Origin of the sequence: Ancylobacter lacus (assembly GCF_018390635.1) — a bacterium.
Classification (GTDB): Bacteria; Pseudomonadota; Alphaproteobacteria; order Rhizobiales; family Xanthobacteraceae; genus Ancylobacter; species Ancylobacter lacus.
Window position 1 is genome coordinate 83,084 of sequence record NZ_JAHBGE010000009.1, and the last position, 16,488, is coordinate 99,571.

The following is a 16,488-nucleotide window of genomic DNA, read 5'->3' on the forward strand; positions in this document are numbered from 1 at the left end:
CTACTCCAGGGCGATGGCGTGGAAGAAACCACCCGATACAAGGCCGCGGCGCGAGCCGGCAAGCCCGAGATCGCGTCCGGTGCCGTCGGCGAGCGCGAAGAGCGGCGTGTCCCCGCCCGGCCGGATGGTGCTGGCATAGTGGAATTCATGGCCCCGCAGCACCGCCCCCGCCGGCCCCAGCGGGCCGTCCGCCAGCAGCCGGGCGCGGCGATAGCCGAGGTTCAGCCGGCGGCGGGCGAAGCTGGTGACATGGCCGAGCAGGCCGAGCATGGGATGGGCGATCCCCTGCGCGTCCTCGATCGCCTCGCCCAGCGCCATGTAGCCGCCGCACTCGCCATGCACCGGCCGGCTCGCGGCAAAACGGCGCACGCCCTCCCGGAAGCGGCCGTTCGCGGCAAGGCGCTCGCCATGCAGTTCGGGATAGCCGCCGGGCAGCCAGCACACGTCGCAGCCCTCCGGCGGCGGCTCATCGGCGAGCGGGGAGAAGGGAAAGATCTCCGCGCCCGCTGCCCGCCAGCCGCCCAGCACATGTTCGTATACGAAGCTGAATGCCTCGTCCTGCGCCAGCGCGATGCGCTGCCCGGGCGGCCTCGGCGTCGTCCAGCCGCCGCCGGGAAGCCGCATCGGCGCGGCGAGCGCGGCCACGGCGTCAAGGTCGACATGGGCGGCGATGGTCGCGGCGAGGCGGTCGAGATGGGCCGCGAGCGCGGGATGCTCGCGCGCCTGCACCAGCCCGAGATGCCGCTCCGGCAGCGCCATCGCCGCGTCGCGCGGCAGGCTGCCGAGCACCGGCACCCCGACCGCGGCGATGGCGTCGGCCGCCTGCAGCCGGTGGCGCTCGCTCGCCACCTTGTTCAGCACCACCCCGGCGATCCGCACCCGGGGGTCGTGGGTCGCGAACCCCCGCACCACGGCGGCGGCCGATTGCGACTGGCCGGAGATGTCGAGGACCAGCACCACCGGGAGCCCCAGCATCGCGGCGAGATCGGCGCCGGCGCCGGTGCGTCCCGGCTCGCCGGCGATGCCGTCGAACAGGCCCATCGAGGCCTCGACCAGCAGCAGGTCGGCCGCCGCGGCCGCCTCCCCGGCCAGCCGGCCGAGCTGCGCCGGCGCCATGGCGAAGCTGTCGAGATTGAGGCCGGGCGCGCCGCTGGCCGCGGCGTGGAAGGCGGGGTCGATATAGTCCGGCCCGGACTTGGCCGCCCGCACCCGCAGGCCCCGCCGCGCCAGGGCGGCGAGAAGGCCGAGCGTCACCGTGGTCTTGCCGGAGCCGGAGCGCGGCGCGGCGATCAGGAGGCCCGGCGCGGTCATTCCCGCCCCCGGAAACGGCGCTGATACGCTGCGTCGTACAGCGCGCTCTCGCGGAAGTCGCGCGCGCCGAGCGCCCGGCCCACCAGCACCAGCGCGGTGCGCTCCACCGGCGCCGCCGCCAGCCGCTCCACGATGTCGCCGAGCGTGCCGCGCACGGTGCGCTCGGCCGGGCGGGTGGCCTCGACCACGATGGCCACGGGACATTCCGCGCCAAGAACGGGAAGAAGTTCGGCCACCAGACGGTCGACCGCGTAGATGGCGAGGTGCAGCACCAGCGTCGCGCCGGTGGCGGCGAAGGTCGCGAGGTCCTCGCCCGCCGGCATCGCCGAGGCCCGGCCGGAGACCCGCGTCAGCACCACGCTCTGCGCCACCTCCGGCACGGTCAGTTCGCGCCCGAGCAGCGCCGCGGCGGCGGCGAATGCCGGCACGCCCGGCGTCAGCGTGTAGGGAATGCCGCGCGCGTCCAGCCGGCGCAGTTGCTCCGCCAGCGCCGAATAGATCGAGAGGTCGCCCGAATGCAGCCGCGCGACATCCTGCCCGGCGGCGTGCGCGGCCACCAGCTCCGCCTCGATAGCGTCGAGCGAGAGCGGGGCGGTGTCGACCTTGCGCGCGCCCGGCGGGCACCAGGCCAGCATCTCCGGCGGCACCAGCGACCCGGCATAGAGGCACACCGGGCAGGCGGCGATGAGATCGCGCCCACGCAGGGTGATGAGGTCGGCGGCGCCCGGCCCGGCGCCGATGAAATGCACGGCCATCGGCTCTCCTCAGGGTCGGTTGGCTTCGCGCGCCAGCGCACAGGTCACCGGGCCGAGCACGAAGCGGGGGCCGAGCAGCGTGGAGCGGCGCCCGGCCACCGCCAGCGCCGCCGCCTCGGCCACCGAGGGCATGCCCATCAGCGCCACCACCCGCTCGGAATGGGTCATGGCCCGGGCCCCGGCGGCTTCGAGCTGCGCCTGCGGCACCATCACCAGCAGCAGGCCGAGATCGAGCGCCGCGCGCATGATGCCGGCCTCGCTGCCCTTCAGCGCCGGCGTCGCCATCAGCGAGATTTCGCCGAGCTTCACCTCGTAGCGCGCGAGCGCGCCTTCCACCGCGGCGCGCACCTCTTGCGCGCTCACCCCGCGCCGACTGCCGACTCCGGCCACGATCATGGCTTCACCCAGCTCCACCGCGTCACCGGCATGGCCGGGCGCCAGCCGGTCATGCCGGCCACCGGCGCGGCGCGGCTGAGGGCGACCCGCAGCAGATCGCCGCCCTGCCGGGCATGGCGGGCGAGCAGCAGCGCCTCGGTCTCCAGCGTCACCGCATTAGCCGCCAGCCGGCCGCCGGGCCGCAGCGCCGCCACCGCGGCGTCGAGCACGCCCGGCTCGCTGGCGCCCCCGCCGATGAAGATCGCGTCCGGCACCGGCAGGCCGGCCAGCGCATCCGGCGCCCGCCCCTCCACCACCACCAGCCCCGGCACGCCGAGCGCGGCGGCGTTGCGGCGGGCGCGGGCGGCACGTTCGGCCCGTTCCTCGATGCCGATGGCCCGCAGCGAGGGGTCGACCAGCATCCATTCGATGCCGACCGATCCGGCCCCCGCCCCGATGTCCCACAGCAGCTCGCCCCGGCGCGGCGCCAGCGCCGCCAGCGTCAGCGCCCGCATCTCGTGCCGGGTGAGCTGGCCGTCATGCTCGTACAGCTCGTCCGGCCGGCCGGGCGTCAACGCCACGACACGGGCGTCCGCCCCCGCCACGACCTCGATGGCGACGAGGTTCAGCGGGTCGATGTCGGTGAGCGCGAAGGCCGCCGCGACGGTGGCGCGCCGGCGCTCGCGCGGGCCGCCGAGCGCTTCCAGCACCTGCAGCCGGGAACCGCCGAAACCTCTGGCGGCGAGCAGCGCCGCCACCGCGGCGGGACCGCCGGCATCGGGGCTCAGCGCCAGGATGCGGCGGCCGTCATGGAGGTGGGGTCGCAGCAGGTCGAGCGGGCGCCCGCAGAGCGAGAGGCAGGACACCTCCGGCAGCGCCCAGCCGAGCCGGCTCGCCGCCAGGCTGAAGGCGGAAGGCGCCGGCACCACCTCCATCTCCGCCGGGTCGACATGGCGGGCGAGGCTCGCCCCCACCCCGAACAGGAAGGGATCGCCGGAGGCGAGCACGCAGACCGGTCGCCCCCGCCGCGCCAGCACCTCGGCAAGGCCCGCCTCGAACGGGGTGGGCCAGACGACCGCCTCGCCGGCCAGCAGCTCGCCCGCCAGCGCCAGATGCCGCCGCCCGCCATACACCCGCGCCGCCCCGGCGATCAGGACCCGGGCGCGCGGGGACAGGCCGGCCACGCCGTCCTCGCCGAGGCCGACGATGGACAGCCAGCGCCCGGGGCGTGCATGGTCGGCGCCGGTCGAGTCAGCGTCAGCCATGAGCAGGTCCATGCGCCGCATCCTCCTTCTGGGCGGAACCACCGAGGCGCGGGCGATCGCCGAGGCGCTGGCCCCGCGCCGGGATATCGCGCTCACCGTGTCGCTTGCCGGCCGCACGCGCAACCCGCTCGCCCTGCCGGTGCCGGTGCGCAGCGGCGGCTTCGGCGGGGCGGAAGGGCTGGCCGGCCACCTCCGGGCGGAGGGCGTCGTAGCCCTTGTCGACGCCACCCATCCCTATGCCGCCGGCATCGCCGCCAATGCCGCCGAGGCCGCCCGGCGCGCCGGGGTGCCGCTGCTGGCGCTGGTGCGCCCGGAATGGACCGCCCTGCCGGGCGACCGCTGGCGCAGCGCGGCGAGCGTCGAGGCGGCCGTCGCCGCGCTGGGCGCCACCCCGCGCCGGGTCTTCGTCGCGCTCGGGCGCAACGAGGTGCGGGCGATCGAGGCGGCGCCGCAGCACGACTATCTCATCCGCAGCGTCGACCCCGTGGAGCCGCCGCCCGCCGTGCCGCGGCTGCGGCGGATCGAGGCGCGCGGCCCCTTCCGCGACGAGGACGAGCGCGCGCTGCTGGAAGAACACGGCGCCGAGGTCGTGCTCGCCAAGAACAGCGGCGGCAGCGCCGGCTACGGCAAGATCGCCGCCGCCCGCGCGCTGGGCATCGAGGTCGTGCTGGTGGCACGGCCGGCGCAGCCGGCGGTGCCCACCGTCGGCTCGGTCGCCGAGGCGCTGGCCTGGATCGACGCCCTGCCCGCTCACGAGGCGCCCCCCGCCGCACCGCGCACCGCGCGCGGGGCATAGACCAGCGGCGGACGGCCCGGCCGCTCGATCCGCCGGGTTTCGGCGGAGCCGACGATGATGCAGGTCGCCATGTCGGCGAGATCGGCCCGCGCCGCCGCGAGCGGCACGATGACGGTGCGGGCGTCGGGCCGGCCGGCCGCACGCCCGAAGATCACCGGAACGCTCGCCGGCAGCAGCCCGCGCAGGATGTCGAAGGCTCGGTCGAGCTGCCAGGGACGCGCCTTCGACACCGGGTTGTAGAACGCCATCACCAGCCCCGCCTCGGCGGCGAGACGCAGCCGCTTTTCCACCAGCTCGAACGGCTTCAGATTGTCCGACAGCGACATGGCGCAGAAGTCATGGCCGAGCGGAGCGCCCGCCGCCGCCGCCACGGCGAGCATGGCGGTGACGCCCGGCACCACCTCGACATCGAGCGCGCGCCATTCGGCCGGGCCGGCCTCGATCGCCTCCATCACCGCCGCCGCCATGGCGAACACGCCGGGGTCGCCGCCCGAGACCACCGCGACCCGGCTGCCCGCCGCCGCATGGGCGAGCGCGGCGCGGGCGCGGCCCAGCTCCTCGCGGTTGTCGGAGGCAAGGCGCGCCTGCCCCGGCCGCAGCGGGACGCGGTCGAGATACGGGCCATAGCCATAGAGCGCCTCGGCCTCGGCCAGCGCCGCGGCGGCCTGCGGGGTGAGGAAGCGCGCCTCGCCCGGGCCGAGGCCGACCACCACCAGCCGGCCGCCGGCCGGCCCGGCCGCGCCCTTCTGGCCGTCAGGCTCGCCCCCCGCGCTCATTCCCGGCCTCCCCAGCCGGGCACCAGCACGATGGCGAAATAGGGCGCCGGCTCCTCGCCGCGCGCCGCCAGCGGCACCGCCCGGGAATCCGCCATGGTGCCGCGCTCGACATAGAGCGCGCGCGGCAGCCGCCCGGCCGCCGCCAGCGCGCGGCGGATCTTCGGCAGGTTGCGGCCGACCTTCATGATCACGGCGGCGTCCGCCTCCCGCAGCCGGCGTGCCAGCTCGGCCTCCTCCAGCGTGCCGGGCAGCACGCTCAGCACGTCGTCGCCCTGCGCGATCGGGGTGCCGAGCTGCGACCAGCAGCCCGACATGCCGGTGACGCCGGCGATCACCTGCGTGGGATAGCGGGCGGCGAGCCGCACATGCAGGTGCATGTAGGAGCCGTAGAACATCGGATCGCCCTCGGACAGCACGGCCACGGTTCGGCCGGCGTCGAGCTGGCCCGCCACCGCCCGCGCCGCGGCGTCGTAGAAGCCGCCTATGGCGTCGCGATAGGCTGGGTCGTGGCGGTGCAGCTCGGTGGTCACGGGATAGCCGAGCGGCATCTCCACCACGCCCGGCCGCATATGGTCGCCGGCGATGCGGCGGGCGTGGCTGTCATTGCCCAGCTTGGCGAAATAGGCCACCACATCGGCCTCGCCGAGGGCGCGCACCGCCTTCAGCGTCATCAGCTCGGGATCGCCGGGGCCGACACCGACGCCGATCAGCCGGCCGCAGGAAGGCGCGGCCCCGCTCACAGCCCCGGCCTCGCCAGCGCGTTCACCGCGGCCGCGGTCATGGCGCTGCCGCCGAGCCGGCCGCGCACCACCAGCCACGGCACGCCATGGTCGCCCGCCGCCAGCGCATCCTTCGATTCCGCCGCGCCGACGAAACCGACCGGGATGCCGAGAATCGCGGCCGGCGCGGGGGCACCCGCCTCCAGCATCTCGAGCAGATGGAACAGCGCGGTCGGCGCATTGCCGATGGCGACCACGGCGCCCGCCAGCCAGGGCCGCCACAGCTCCAGCGCCGCGGCCGAGCGGGTTGTGCCGAGCTTTTCCGCCAGCGCCGGCACGGCGGGGTCGCGCAGCGTGCACACCACCTCGTTGTCAGCCGGCAGCCGGGCGCGGGTGATGCCGTGGGCGACCATCGCGGCGTCGCACAGGATCGGCGCCCCGGCACGCAGCGCGGCGCGCGCCGCGCGCACCACGCCGGGGCCGAAATCGATGCAGGCGGCGGCCTCCACCAGCCCGCAGGCGTGGATCATCCGCACCGCGACATCCGCCTCCTCCGGCGAGAAGCGGCCGAGCTCCGCCTCGGCGCGGATGATCGCGAAGGAGCGCTCATAGATCGCGCTGCCGTCACGCTCATAAACATGGGGAGTGGGCTCAGCCAAGGTCGGTCTCCAGCAGGCGCCGCACCGCCGGAACGAGGCCATCCAGCGGCAGCAGGCGGCGCGGTGCATCGCACGCGGTGCCTTGCAGCACGAGCCCGGCCCCCGCGTCCAGCCCGACAAGGGTGATCGCCGCCGCCGCCGGGTGGGCGCAGCCCTTGGCACAGCCCGAGACATGCAGCGTTGGCCCGGCGGGAAGCGCAGCCGGCACGGCCGCCACGGCCTCGGCCAGCGCCTCCGCCAGAAGCCGGGCCGGCAGCCGCCCCGAGGCGCAGGCCGGCGCGCCCGGACAGGCGGCGATGCGGCGGCGCGGATCGGCGGGATCGGCGAGGAAGCCGAGCCCGGCGGCGAGGGCGCGCAGCGATTCGGCCTGTCCGGCGAGGAGGCCCAGCACCAGCAGCCCGCGCCCCGGCGCCGGCACGATGCCGTCGGCGCCATGGGCGGCGGCGGCCCGCGCCAGCGCGGCCAGCGCGGCCGCGCTCATCTGGCCGAAGGCCGGGGCGAGGCCGAGCGCGAACCGGCCCGGCTCCAGGGGGTGCAGCCCCAGCGGTTCGGCGGCAGCGGCGGCCGGCTCCGGCCCCTCCAGCGGCTGGAAGCCGGCGACAGCGGCCAGCCTCGCCCGCAGCAATGCCACGCCCTCCGCTCCCCCCGAACCCACCAGGGCGGCCATGCGAGCCGCCGGCCCGTGCTCCGCCAGCAGGCCGAGCAGCGCAAGCACCGCCGCCGCCGCTTCAGCCGGGGGCAGCCGGCCGACCAGCCGGCCGCCGGCCGACAGCACGAGGCCGCCCGGCCGATCCTGCGCCTCGGGCGGGCCGGCGTGTTCCGACCGCCCGCCTCCGGCCGGGGAAATGTCAGCCTCCGGGGCAAGCCGGATATCCGCCGGCAGCCCCGCGAGGGGCAGCAGCCCGCCGCCATCCACCACCACCGCCACCTTCGGCGCGACGCGGGAGGCGGGGCCGGAACGGGCGCCGGCGGCGATCGCCGCGGCGAGCGGGCGGGGATCGAAGGCGCAGCGGCGGTCGCGCCCGGCGAGCGGGCTGGCCTGCACCTCCAGCCCCTCGCGGATCGGCAGGCCAAGCTCGCCCACCGCCGCCGCGAAGGCCGGCGCGCTGGCGGCGGTGAGGCCGCGCACCTGCAGCTTGCCGCGCGCGGTGACCTCCAGAATGCCGTTGCCATGGGCCAGCGCGAGCCCGGCCAGCGCCGCAAGGGACCCGGGCGCCGCCGGCCCCGCCAGCGCGAGGCGGGCGAGCAGGCCGTCGCCGGTCGCCATCGGCTCCGGCAGGGTGGGACAGGCGCCGCGCCGCGCCACCGGCGCAGCCTGCGGCCCGGCGTGCGGCACCGTCGACCGGGCTTGTACCAAGGCGGCCTCCGCCCGCTCCGGCGCGGGGGCCGCGGACCACGGCGGGCCCGACCCGTCGTCCCGCGCCGCGACGGCCCCGGCCCGGCCCTCTTCCTTCGCCCGGGCGCTCATTCCGCGGCCTCCCCGGCAAGCTGGGCGAGGTCGGCGGCAATGTCGTTGCGGCGGGGGTGCCACAGCCCGCGCGCCTGCGCCTCGCTGAAGCGCCGCGCCACCAGCGCCGCCGCCTCGGGGCTGGCGGCCTGCAGGAACGCCCGCACCTGCGGGTCGCCGACATAGGCGGCGTGCAGCCGCTCGATCAGCGTGCCGGGCACGGCGCGGGTCGTCGCGGCGAAGCCGACCAGCCGGTCGACCGTCTCGGCGATCTCCGCCGCGCCGCGCGGGCCGTGGCGCAGCAGCCCGGCGATGTAGCGCGGCGCCACCCGGCCGCGGACGAGGCGGGCGAGGCTCTGCGCCAGCGGCCGCGCCGTGGGCCGGGCGGGATCGGATGTGTCGAGCACGACGAGATCGGGCGAGCGCCCCAGCCGGGCCGCGGCGGCGGCGAAGCCGGCGACGAAGGCAAGGTCGGCGTCGCCTTCCAGCAGGTCGCGGCCGGGGTCGTCCGCGCCATGGATCAGCAGGTCGGCCGCCGCCACCCGCGCCGCGAAGCCGGCGGAGGGCCGCCCGAGGCCCTCCGCGCCGCCATAGGCGTGGGACGCGCTGGCGAGATAGGCCTCGCCGAGCGCGGCTTCCTCCGGCAGGCCGGCGGCCAGCCGGTCGAGCCCGGCGCCATAGCTGCCCGGCGCGCTGCTGAAGAGACGGGGGGCGCCGGGGTCGGCCCGCAGCGGGTTCTCCTCCACGCTCTCCTCCCGCGCCGCCACCGCCCGCACCGCGGCGTCGAGCAGGGCGATCTGACCGGGAAAGAGGTCGCGGAACAGGCCGGACAGGCGGAAGGTAACGTCGACGCGCGGCCGCCCCAGCACCGCCGGCGGCAGCACCTCGACGCCGGTCACCCGCCCGCTGGCGGGGTCCCAGACCGGGCGGCAGCCCATGAGCGCCAGCCCCTGCGCGATCTCCTCGCCCCCGGTGCGCAGGCTGGCGCTGCCCCACAGGTCGAGCACCAGCGAGGTCGGCCAGTCGCCGTGCTCCTGCGCATAGGCGCGCAGCACCTCCTCCGCCGCCAGCCGGCCGAGATCGACGGCGGTGGGGGTCGGCAGGGTGCGGGGGTCGCTGGCGAAGATGTTGCGCCCGGTCGGCAGCACGTCGGTGCGCCCGCGCGCCGGCGCCCCGGCCGGCCCGGCCGCCACCCGGCGGGCGTCCAGCGCGGCGAGGAGGCCGTCGCGCTCCTGTTCCCCGCACGCACCCCGGCCATAGACGTGGAAGCCGTCCTTGAGCCGCATCTCCTTGAGGTCGCAGAGCCAGGCGTCGATCGCCGCGAGCGCCCCGGTGCCGGCCGCGCCGGCCCCGATGCCGGCCTCGGCGGCGACGCCGACCCGCGCCGCCTCGTCGAGGATGAGCCCGGCGAGGCGCTCGCGCCGGCGGCGGTCCAGCCCCTCGGCCTCGGCATATTCGTCCAGCAGCCGCTCCAGCCGGTCCAGCTCGCCGCCGGCCGCTCCTTCCACCAGCGGGGGCGGCAGGTGGCCGAGCGTCACCGCCGCGATCCGCCGCTTGGCCTGCGCCGCCTCGCCGGGGTTCGAGACGATGAAGGGATAGACCACCGGCAGCGCGCCGAGCACCAGCTCGGGAAAGCAGCCGGCGGTGAGCGCGGCCTGCTTGCCCGGCAGCCATTCCAGCGTGCCATGCGCGCCCATGTGCACCAGCGCGTCCACCCGCGCGACCCCGCGCAGCCACAGCCCGAAGGCCAGCAGGCCGTGCCGCGGCGACAGGGCGGGGTCGTGATACTGCGCGCGGCGCTCCGCCCGGCTGCCCCGCTCCGGCGCCAGCGCGACCCAGACATGGCCGAACCGGCGAGCGCGGAAATGGAAGGCGCCGTCCCTCACGTCGGGGTCGCTCTCCGGGTCGCCCCAGGCGGCTTCGACGGCGGCGACCGCGCCGGGCGGCAGCGTCGCCAGCCGGGCGCGGTAGGCGTGGAGCGACAGGCGGGCGCCGTCCGCCGCCCCGGTGCCGGGCGCCAGCGCGTCGAGCAGCTCCCGCCCCCCGGCCGGCGCGCCCTCGACCTTGTAGCCTGCCGCCGCCAGATCGCCGAGCAGCACCCGCACGCTCTCCGGCACGTCGAGGCCGACCGCCCAGCCGGTGCGGCCCGGCGCGCCGGCATAGTCCGGCATCAGCACCGCGAGCCTTCGCGCCGCGCGCGGGGTACGCGCCAGCGCCGCCAGCGCGGCGACGCGGTCGGCCACCTGCGCGACGCGGTCCGGCTCGGCGGCGTTGACGAGACCGGTGTGCAGCAGGTCGGGGTCGCGCGGCTCCTCCACCTTGAAGGACACAGCTCCCGCCAGCACCCGCCCGTCCAGCTCGGGCAGCACGACATGCATGGCGAGATCGGTGCCGGTGAGGCCGCGCGCGCCGTCCCGCCACGCCTCGCGCCGGGTGGTGGCGACGATCGCCTGCAGCACGGGAACGCCCGGCCCGTCGAGCACGCCCGCCGCGCCGGGCTCGCTGGCGGCGAAGGCGGTGAGCGCGACCACGGCGACGGGGTCGCAATCCGCCAGCGCCCCGCGCAGGAAGGCGGCGGAGGCCGGCTCGCGCAGGCTGGCGACGAAGATCGGCCGGGGCGCCAGCCCGCGCGCCGCCAGCGCGGCGCACAGCGCGTCCACCGGCGCGGTGTCGGCCGCCAGCCACATCGAGCGGTAGAACACCACGGGCACGACCGGCGCCTTCGCGGCAGCCCCGCCGGCGACCGGCCCGTCAGCGACGGGGACGCCGGACGGCGCCGCGGCGGGCCAGGGGTAGAAGCCCGCCAGCGGCACGAGCGTGGGCGCCTCGGGCCGCCCGGAATCGCCCGCCGCCGGGGCCTGCGGCCGCCCGGCATGGCACGCCAGCCGGCGCAGCAGCACCGCCATGTTGGCCGGGCCGCCGGCGCGGAAGCAGGCCAGCAGCGCGGCGAGCTCCTCGGCCGGCAGGGTGGAGAGCGCGGCGAGGCGGTCGTCGTCACGGTCCTCGCCGGGCAGCACCGCGAGGGCGATGCCGCGCGCCCGCGCCAGCGCCGCCAGCCGCTCGGCGCCGTAGCGCCACCACTCCAGCCCGCCCAGCAGCCGCAGCACCACCACACGGGCGTGGGCCGCCACGCGGTCGATCCACAGATCCACCGACATGGGGTGGCGCAGCGCCGCCAGCGGGGCGAGCCGCAACGAGGGCAGCCCCTCCCGCCCGGCGCGATAGGCCCGCGCCAGCGCGCCGAGGTCGCTGTCGGTGAAGGAGGCGATCACCATGTCGCCCGGGCTCTGGCCGAGATCGATGGGCTCGACGAGGTCGTCGAGGCTGGCCGAGGTGGTGGCGAGGATGTGCATGCCCGCCTCCCGCTACAGCAGGCCCCGCCGCGCGAAGGCGGCGGCGAGCGCGGCGGGGGTGGTGAAGCGATGGGCGTCGAGACCCGCCGCCCGCGCCCCGGCGACGTTCACCGCGAGGTCGTCGACGAACAGCGTCTCCCCGGGCGCCACCCCCAGCGCCGCGAGGCAGGCGTGGAAGCAGGCGGCGTCGGGCTTGGCCGCCTTCAGCGCGGCGGAGGCGTAGATATCCCGGCCGAACAGCGCGGGCAGCTCGGGAAAGAGATAGCCGATATGCTCGGCGACCAACGTGGTGTTGTTGGTCAGCACGGCGACGCGCGCGACCTGTTTCACCCGCGCCACCAGCTCCAGCACCTGCGGGATCGGCGTCATCGAGGCCTTGCGGCTGGCGAGCCAGTCCTGAAGGGTGAGGGGATAGCCGATGCGCCGGCCGTAATCGGCGAGATAATCCTCCGGCGTCACCTCTCCCGCCAACGCCGGCGCGCTGAAATGGCTGCCCCACAGGGCGGCGTAGACCCGCTCGGTGGTGGAGCCGGCGAGCCGGGCGAGATGGGCCGAGCGCACGCGCTTGTCCGAGACGCAGAGCACGTCGTCGAGGTCGAACAGCACGAGCGCCGGCGCAGCCATCGCGGTCAGGCCGCCGCCGGCAGGCCGAGCGCGGCCTCCACCGCCGCCCGGTCCAGCCCCTTGAGCCCGATCACCACCAGACGGCCGGCGCGCGGCTCGGCGCCCCAGGCGCGGTCATACTGGTGGCTGACGCGCGGCCCCACCCCCTGCACCAGCAGGCGCATCGCTTTGCCGGCCACCGGCACGAAGCCCTTGGCGCGCAGCACGCCCGCCCGCTCCGCCGCGCCGGCGAGCCGGGCGGAGAGGTCGGCGGGGTCGGCGATCTCGGGAATGTCGAGCACGAAGCTGTCGAAATCGTCGTGGTCGTGGTCGAGCTCGTCGTCGTGGTGGGTCCGGCGGTTGGCGATGTCGGCCTCGGTGCCGACGCCGAGGCCGAGCAGCAGGGCGGGGTCGAGCGCGCCGGCACGGGCGGTCACCACCCGCACCGCCGCCGGCAGCTCCGGCGCCAGCGCGGCGCGGGCGCGGGCCTCGCCCTCGGCGTCCAGAAGATCGGCCTTGGTCATCACCACGAGGTCGGCGCAGGCGATCTGGTCGTCGAACACCTCCTCGATCGGGTCGTCATGGTCGAGCGCGCCATCGGCGGCGCGCTGGCGGGCAAGCGCGTCGAGATCGTGCGCCACCTGCCCGGCGGCGAGCGCCGCCCCGTCCACCACCGCCACCACGCCGTCGACCGTCACCCGGCTGCGGATCGCCGGCCAGAGGAAGGCCTGCACCAGCGGCTTGGGCAGGGCGAGGCCGGAGGTCTCGATCAGGATGTGGTCGACCCTGGGACTGCGGGAGAGGATGGCGTCCAGCGCCGGCACGAAATCGTCCGCCACGGTGCAGCAGATGCAGCCATTGGCGAGTTCGACGATGTTCTCCTCCGGGCAGCTCTCGACGCCGCAGCCGCGCAGGATCTCGCCGTCGATGCCGACGTCGCCGAACTCGTTGACGATCACCGCCAGCCGGCGACCCCTGGCGTGCTCCAGCACGTGGCGGATCAGCGTCGTCTTGCCGGAGCCGAGAAAGCCGGTGACGATGGTGCAGGGGACACGGGCGAGGCTGGCGGCGGCGGTGGTCATGCGGGCGTCTCCGAAAGCGTGAACGATCGGGGCACACCGGCCGCGGAAGAGTTTCCGCGCACACCGACGCCCCGGCAAGGGCGTGCGGCATCACCCGTCCGCCGGGCACCCCGCCGGCAAACGCGACCGAACCGTCGGCAGGTCTCCTGGCTCGCGGGTCGTCGCCCTCATCGCCGCCTTCCCGGATCGCTCCAGTGGCCTGTGGCTCGGGCTCGCCGCTTACAGTTGCGGGGGCAGCCGCGGAATCGGCGGGCTTTGCAGGACCCGCCTCACCGCATTCCCTCTTCGTCCCTCCCGGCAGGGGAGGAAACCGTCGGTCGCCGCCACTAAAGGAGCGGCGCGGGCGAATGTCAAACCGGCGGACGCTCAGGGGCGGGCGACAGGCCCGGCTGGCCTCCTTGGCAATCAGGACAGTGTCGGATGTGAACGTCGCAGCCATTGGCGCCATAGGTCCCGCCGCAGAAGGTGCAGGCGAGAACCCACACCCTCGCGAAGCGGTGGTTGCCGGAACGTCCGGTTTTTTCCACGAGCTTCTGCCCGTGCCGATTCACATCGCCGCGTTCGGCCATGCTTTGGTCCCCCTTCCTCATCGCGGCCAACTTGGCTGTGGCTGCCCATTGCGGCGCGCCGATCGGTCGCTATAGTCGGCACGTCGTCGGTTCCCGTGATGCGCACGGGACGCAAGACGGGAACGCGGTGGGCCGGCACGTGCGCAACACGTCCGGCGAATCCGCGGCTGCCCCCGCAACTGTAAGCGGTGAGCCTTCTTCCACAAGCCACTGGCGCGTTGCCGGGAAGGCGGAGGACGGCACGGACCCGCGAGCCAGGAGACCGGCCGTCGACGCAACCCGCCGGCCCTCGGGTGGAGGGCACAGGAGAACGCCATGACGAAGCTGCCCGCGCCGGGACATCCGGCAACTGCCACGCACCCGGGAAACCCCGCTTCCCTTCCGCTCGACGCCGCCTCCCCGGCGGCCCGCGCCCTCGCCGTCAGCCTCGCCGCGCTGCTCGGCGTGCTGGTGCTCGGCGGGGTGGGGTTCTCCCATGTCGAGGCGGTGCACAACGCCACCCACGACGTCCGGCACGCCAACGCCTTCCCCTGTCACTGAGGGGGCCGTCATGCAGGGTTTCGCGCCGCTCGCGCGGACGATTCTGTTCGTCGCCGCCCTTGCGGGCATCGGCGCCGGCAGCGTCGGCGCCGCGCTTCATCTCGTCTCCACCGTCCCCCTCATCCTGAAGGCGGAAGCCTATGAGGAGGGCGCCGCGCCGGATGCCGCCCTCGCGGAGACCGCCGCCGCTCACACCCACGCCGGCACGGACGCCGCCGGGGCTCACCAGCACGCCGGCACGGACGCGGCCGCCGCCGGCCACGACCACGGCGCGGGCGCCTGGGAACCGACGCCCGGGCTGGAGCGCAACGGCCTCACCCTCCTCTTCACCCTCCTCACCGGCTTCGGCTTCGCACTGCTGCTGGTCGCCGCCAGCGAGCTGGCCGGCGGGCTGGCCTCGTGGCGGCAGGGCATCGGCTGGGGGCTGGCGGGCTTTGCGGTCTTCACCCTGGCGCCCGGCCTCGGCCTGCCGCCCGAACTGCCGGCCATGCCGGCGGCGGAGCTGATGGACCGCCAGATCTGGTGGAGCGTCACCGCGCTCGCCACCGCCCTCGGCCTCGCCTGCCTCGCCTTCGGCCCGCGCCCGCTCCATGCCGCGCTCGGCGTGCTGCTGATCGCGGCGCCCCACCTCGTCGGCGCGCCGCAGCCGGCGAGCTATGAGAGCCCGATCCCGGAGGGCCTGCACCACAGCTTCGTCGTCGCCAGCATCCTCGCGAGCTTCGTGTTCTGGGTGCTGCTCGGCGGGCTGGCCGGCTGGCTGCGGCCGATCGTGGCCCGCCACCAGGCGGAGCCGGCGGCGCGGCCGGCGTGAGCCTCAGCCTCGTCCTCGGCGGCGCCCGCTCCGGCAAGAGCCGGCACGCCGAAGCCCTCGTCGAGGCGCGGCCGGCGCCGTGGTGCTACCTCGCCACGGCGCAGGCCTTCGACGACGAGATGGCACGCCGCATCGCCGACCACCGCGCCCGCCGCGGGCCGGGCTGGGAGACGATCGACGCCCCGCACCACCTCGCCGCCGCGCTGCGCACCGTGCCGCGGGGCCGCCCGGTGCTTGTGGACTGCCTCACCCTGTGGCTCACCAACCGGATGCTGGCCGGGGCCGACCTCGAGATGGAGGCCGCCGTGCTCACCACCGCCCTGCTCGCGCATGAGGGCGAGGTGGTGCTGGTGTCCAACGAGGTCGGCCTGTCCATCGTGCCGGAAAACGCCCTCGCCCGCCGCTTCCGCGACGCGCAGGGCCGGCTCAACCAGCAGGTCGCCGCGCTGGCGGACCGGGTGGTCTTCATGGTCGCCGGCCTGCCCCTGACCGTGAAGGACGACACGCGATGAGCGATGCCCCGCCCGCCATCTCGCCCGAGGAGGCCGCCCGCCACCGCGCCAGGATGGAGAAGCGCAAGGCGGTGCAGGACGCCGAAGTGGCCGGAAAGACCGCGGAAAAGGGCCTGCTCATGGTCCATACCGGCCCCGGCAAGGGCAAGAGCACCGCCGCCTTCGGGCTGGCGCTGCGGGTGCTCGGCCACCCCGACACCGGCGCCGGCGGCCGGGTCGGCGTCGTCCAGTTCATCAAGGGCGGCTGGCAGGCGGGCGAGCGCGCGGCGCTGGAAAGCTTCGGCCCCCGCGTCGCCTGGTTCACCATGGGCGAGGGCTTCACCTGGGAGACGCAGGACCTCGCCCGCGACATCGCCGCGGCCCGCGCGGCCTGGGCCAAGGCGCTGGAGCTGATGGCCGACCCCGCCATCGGCCTGCTCATCCTCGACGAGATCAACATCGCGCTGCGCTACGACTACCTGCCCGAGGCGGAGGTGGTGGCGGCGCTGAAGGGGCGGCGCGCCGGGCTCCACGTGGTCGCCACCGGCCGCAATGCCCGCCCGGCCCTGATCGAGGCGGCCGACCTCGTCACCGAGATGGGGCTGGTGAAGCACCATTTCGCCGCGGGGGTGAAGGCGCAGAAGGGCGTCGAGTTCTAATTTTCTTTAATTTTCATATACTTAGCTGAAAATCTGGCGTAGAATCAGCTCTATAACAAGTGCCTCTAGGAGATGAGCAATGAATTTGAATGAACGACTGGCAAAGAAGAAAAACGCGAAATTTATCAACGACTTAATTCTAAATACAGTACCCATCTGCAAAACCCGGCTTTGCCGCCGGGTTTTGCAGATGGGTGAATAAAGCAAAGAATCCTTTTCATTTTATACTCGGCCTACATCAAAACCCGGAAATTTCGCGGGTCGATGATATGGAAGT

General features: G+C 75.5%; 16 protein-coding genes and 2 riboswitches. Of the genes, 5 read left to right on the top strand and 11 right to left on the bottom strand.

What is annotated here, in order from left to right:
* From KHC27_RS02695 to cbiE, 4 genes are read right to left on the bottom strand one after another with little or no spacing between them, the layout of a single operon-like run.
* Positions 1 to 1,311 carry a cobyrinate a,c-diamide synthase gene (locus KHC27_RS02695; protein WP_213334718.1) on the bottom strand — a complete coding sequence of 437 codons (1,311 nt, stop codon included), beginning with the start codon at positions 1,309 to 1,311 and terminating at the stop codon, positions 1 to 3.
* Positions 1,308 to 2,066 carry a precorrin-4 C(11)-methyltransferase gene (cobM, locus tag KHC27_RS02700; RefSeq protein ID WP_213334720.1) on the bottom strand — a complete coding sequence of 253 codons (759 nt, stop codon included), beginning with the start codon at positions 2,064 to 2,066 and terminating at the stop codon, positions 1,308 to 1,310. Before cobM ends, KHC27_RS02695 begins: the two co-directional genes overlap by 4 nt.
* A 9-nt stretch (positions 2,067 to 2,075) precedes the next feature.
* Positions 2,076 to 2,462, bottom strand: coding sequence for a cobalamin biosynthesis protein (locus tag KHC27_RS02705; protein WP_213334723.1), 387 nt, complete (start codon positions 2,460 to 2,462; stop codon positions 2,076 to 2,078).
* Entirely contained in the window at positions 2,459 to 3,706 is a 1,248-nt protein-coding gene (cbiE, locus tag KHC27_RS02710) for a precorrin-6y C5,15-methyltransferase (decarboxylating) subunit CbiE (RefSeq protein WP_213334726.1), read from the bottom strand. The genes KHC27_RS02705 and cbiE overlap by 4 nt, the downstream gene beginning before the upstream one ends.
* 10 nt (positions 3,707 to 3,716) lie before the next feature.
* Here cbiE and KHC27_RS02715 point away from each other — a divergent pair, with 10 nt between their 5' ends.
* On the top strand, positions 3,717 to 4,502 hold the full coding sequence (locus tag KHC27_RS02715; protein ID WP_213334729.1) for a cobalt-precorrin-6A reductase: 786 nt from the start codon (positions 3,717 to 3,719) through the stop codon (positions 4,500 to 4,502).
* On the opposite strand, the gene KHC27_RS02720 is transcribed toward KHC27_RS02715, so the two are convergent.
* From KHC27_RS02720 to cobW, 7 genes are read right to left on the bottom strand one after another with little or no spacing between them, the layout of a single operon-like run.
* On the bottom strand, positions 4,457 to 5,278 hold the full coding sequence (locus KHC27_RS02720; protein WP_213334731.1) for a precorrin-3B C(17)-methyltransferase: 822 nt from the start codon (positions 5,276 to 5,278) through the stop codon (positions 4,457 to 4,459). The two genes, KHC27_RS02715 and KHC27_RS02720, sit on opposite strands and share 46 nt — an antisense overlap.
* The gene (locus KHC27_RS02725; RefSeq protein ID WP_213334733.1) at positions 5,275 to 6,018 is read right to left on the bottom strand and encodes a precorrin-2 C(20)-methyltransferase; all 744 of its coding nucleotides are present in this window, start codon (positions 6,016 to 6,018) and stop codon (positions 5,275 to 5,277) included. The genes KHC27_RS02720 and KHC27_RS02725 overlap by 4 nt, the downstream gene beginning before the upstream one ends.
* Positions 6,015 to 6,656: a precorrin-8X methylmutase gene (locus tag KHC27_RS02730; RefSeq protein ID WP_246518730.1), complete on the bottom strand. Its 642-nt coding sequence runs from the start codon at positions 6,654 to 6,656 to the stop codon at positions 6,015 to 6,017. The genes KHC27_RS02725 and KHC27_RS02730 overlap by 4 nt, the downstream gene beginning before the upstream one ends.
* Complete coding sequence (gene cobG / locus KHC27_RS02735) at positions 6,649 to 8,124, bottom strand: precorrin-3B synthase (protein ID WP_213334738.1); 1,476 nt, start codon at positions 8,122 to 8,124, stop codon at positions 6,649 to 6,651. The genes KHC27_RS02730 and cobG overlap by 8 nt, the downstream gene beginning before the upstream one ends.
* Entirely contained in the window at positions 8,121 to 11,456 is a 3,336-nt protein-coding gene (gene cobN, locus KHC27_RS02740; RefSeq protein ID WP_213334740.1) for a cobaltochelatase subunit CobN, read from the bottom strand. The genes cobG and cobN overlap by 4 nt, the downstream gene beginning before the upstream one ends.
* A 12-nt stretch (positions 11,457 to 11,468) precedes the next feature.
* Positions 11,469 to 12,080 carry an HAD family hydrolase gene (locus tag KHC27_RS02745; protein WP_213334742.1) on the bottom strand — a complete coding sequence of 204 codons (612 nt, stop codon included), beginning with the start codon at positions 12,078 to 12,080 and terminating at the stop codon, positions 11,469 to 11,471.
* A gap of 5 nt (positions 12,081 to 12,085) precedes the next feature.
* On the bottom strand, positions 12,086 to 13,141 hold the full coding sequence (cobW, locus tag KHC27_RS02750) for a cobalamin biosynthesis protein CobW (protein ID WP_213334744.1): 1,056 nt from the start codon (positions 13,139 to 13,141) through the stop codon (positions 12,086 to 12,088).
* Positions 13,142 to 13,260: 119 nt separating this feature from the next.
* Positions 13,261 to 13,471, bottom strand: a riboswitch (cobalamin riboswitch).
* Between the two features lie 309 nt (positions 13,472 to 13,780).
* A riboswitch (cobalamin riboswitch) is annotated at positions 13,781 to 13,995 on the top strand.
* A 30-nt stretch (positions 13,996 to 14,025) separates the two neighbouring features.
* Between cobW and KHC27_RS02755 the strand changes: the two genes are divergently transcribed.
* From KHC27_RS02755 to cobO, 4 genes are read left to right on the top strand one after another with little or no spacing between them, the layout of a single operon-like run.
* Entirely contained in the window at positions 14,026 to 14,250 is a 225-nt protein-coding gene (locus KHC27_RS02755) for a CbtB domain-containing protein (RefSeq protein WP_213334747.1), read from the top strand.
* Positions 14,251 to 14,260: 10 nt separating this feature from the next.
* Positions 14,261 to 15,061, top strand: a complete 801-nt coding sequence (locus KHC27_RS02760) for a CbtA family protein (RefSeq protein ID WP_213334750.1) — start codon at positions 14,261 to 14,263, stop codon at positions 15,059 to 15,061.
* Entirely contained in the window at positions 15,058 to 15,573 is a 516-nt protein-coding gene (gene cobU, locus KHC27_RS02765; RefSeq protein WP_213334752.1) for a bifunctional adenosylcobinamide kinase/adenosylcobinamide-phosphate guanylyltransferase, read from the top strand. The genes KHC27_RS02760 and cobU overlap by 4 nt, the downstream gene beginning before the upstream one ends.
* A complete protein-coding gene (gene cobO / locus KHC27_RS02770) occupies positions 15,570 to 16,211 on the top strand; it encodes a cob(I)yrinic acid a,c-diamide adenosyltransferase (protein WP_213334754.1) in 642 nt (213 codons plus the stop codon). The genes cobU and cobO overlap by 4 nt, the downstream gene beginning before the upstream one ends.
* Positions 16,212 to 16,488: the final 277 nt, after the last annotated feature.

Coding starts and splice junctions, on each gene's coding strand:
- KHC27_RS02695 (WP_213334718.1), bottom strand. CDS start 1,311: ATGACCGCGCCGGGCCTCCTGATCGCCGCGCCGCGCTCCGGCTCCGGC.
- cobM (WP_213334720.1), bottom strand. CDS start 2,066: ATGGCCGTGCATTTCATCGGCGCCGGGCCGGGCGCCGCCGACCTCATC.
- KHC27_RS02705 (WP_213334723.1), bottom strand. CDS start 2,462: ATGATCGTGGCCGGAGTCGGCAGTCGGCGCGGGGTGAGCGCGCAAGAG.
- cbiE (WP_213334726.1), bottom strand. CDS start 3,706: ATGGCTGACGCTGACTCGACCGGCGCCGACCATGCACGCCCCGGGCGC.
- KHC27_RS02715 (WP_213334729.1), top strand. CDS start 3,717: ATGCGCCGCATCCTCCTTCTGGGCGGAACCACCGAGGCGCGGGCGATC.
- KHC27_RS02720 (WP_213334731.1), bottom strand. CDS start 5,278: ATGAGCGCGGGGGGCGAGCCTGACGGCCAGAAGGGCGCGGCCGGGCCG.
- cobG (WP_213334738.1), bottom strand. CDS start 8,124: ATGAGCGCCCGGGCGAAGGAAGAGGGCCGGGCCGGGGCCGTCGCGGCG.
- cobN (WP_213334740.1), bottom strand. CDS start 11,456: ATGCACATCCTCGCCACCACCTCGGCCAGCCTCGACGACCTCGTCGAG.
- KHC27_RS02745 (WP_213334742.1), bottom strand. CDS start 12,080: ATGGCTGCGCCGGCGCTCGTGCTGTTCGACCTCGACGACGTGCTCTGC.
- cobW (WP_213334744.1), bottom strand. CDS start 13,141: ATGACCACCGCCGCCGCCAGCCTCGCCCGTGTCCCCTGCACCATCGTC.
- KHC27_RS02755 (WP_213334747.1), top strand. CDS start 14,026: ATGACGAAGCTGCCCGCGCCGGGACATCCGGCAACTGCCACGCACCCG.
- KHC27_RS02760 (WP_213334750.1), top strand. CDS start 14,261: ATGCAGGGTTTCGCGCCGCTCGCGCGGACGATTCTGTTCGTCGCCGCC.
- cobO (WP_213334754.1), top strand. CDS start 15,570: ATGAGCGATGCCCCGCCCGCCATCTCGCCCGAGGAGGCCGCCCGCCAC.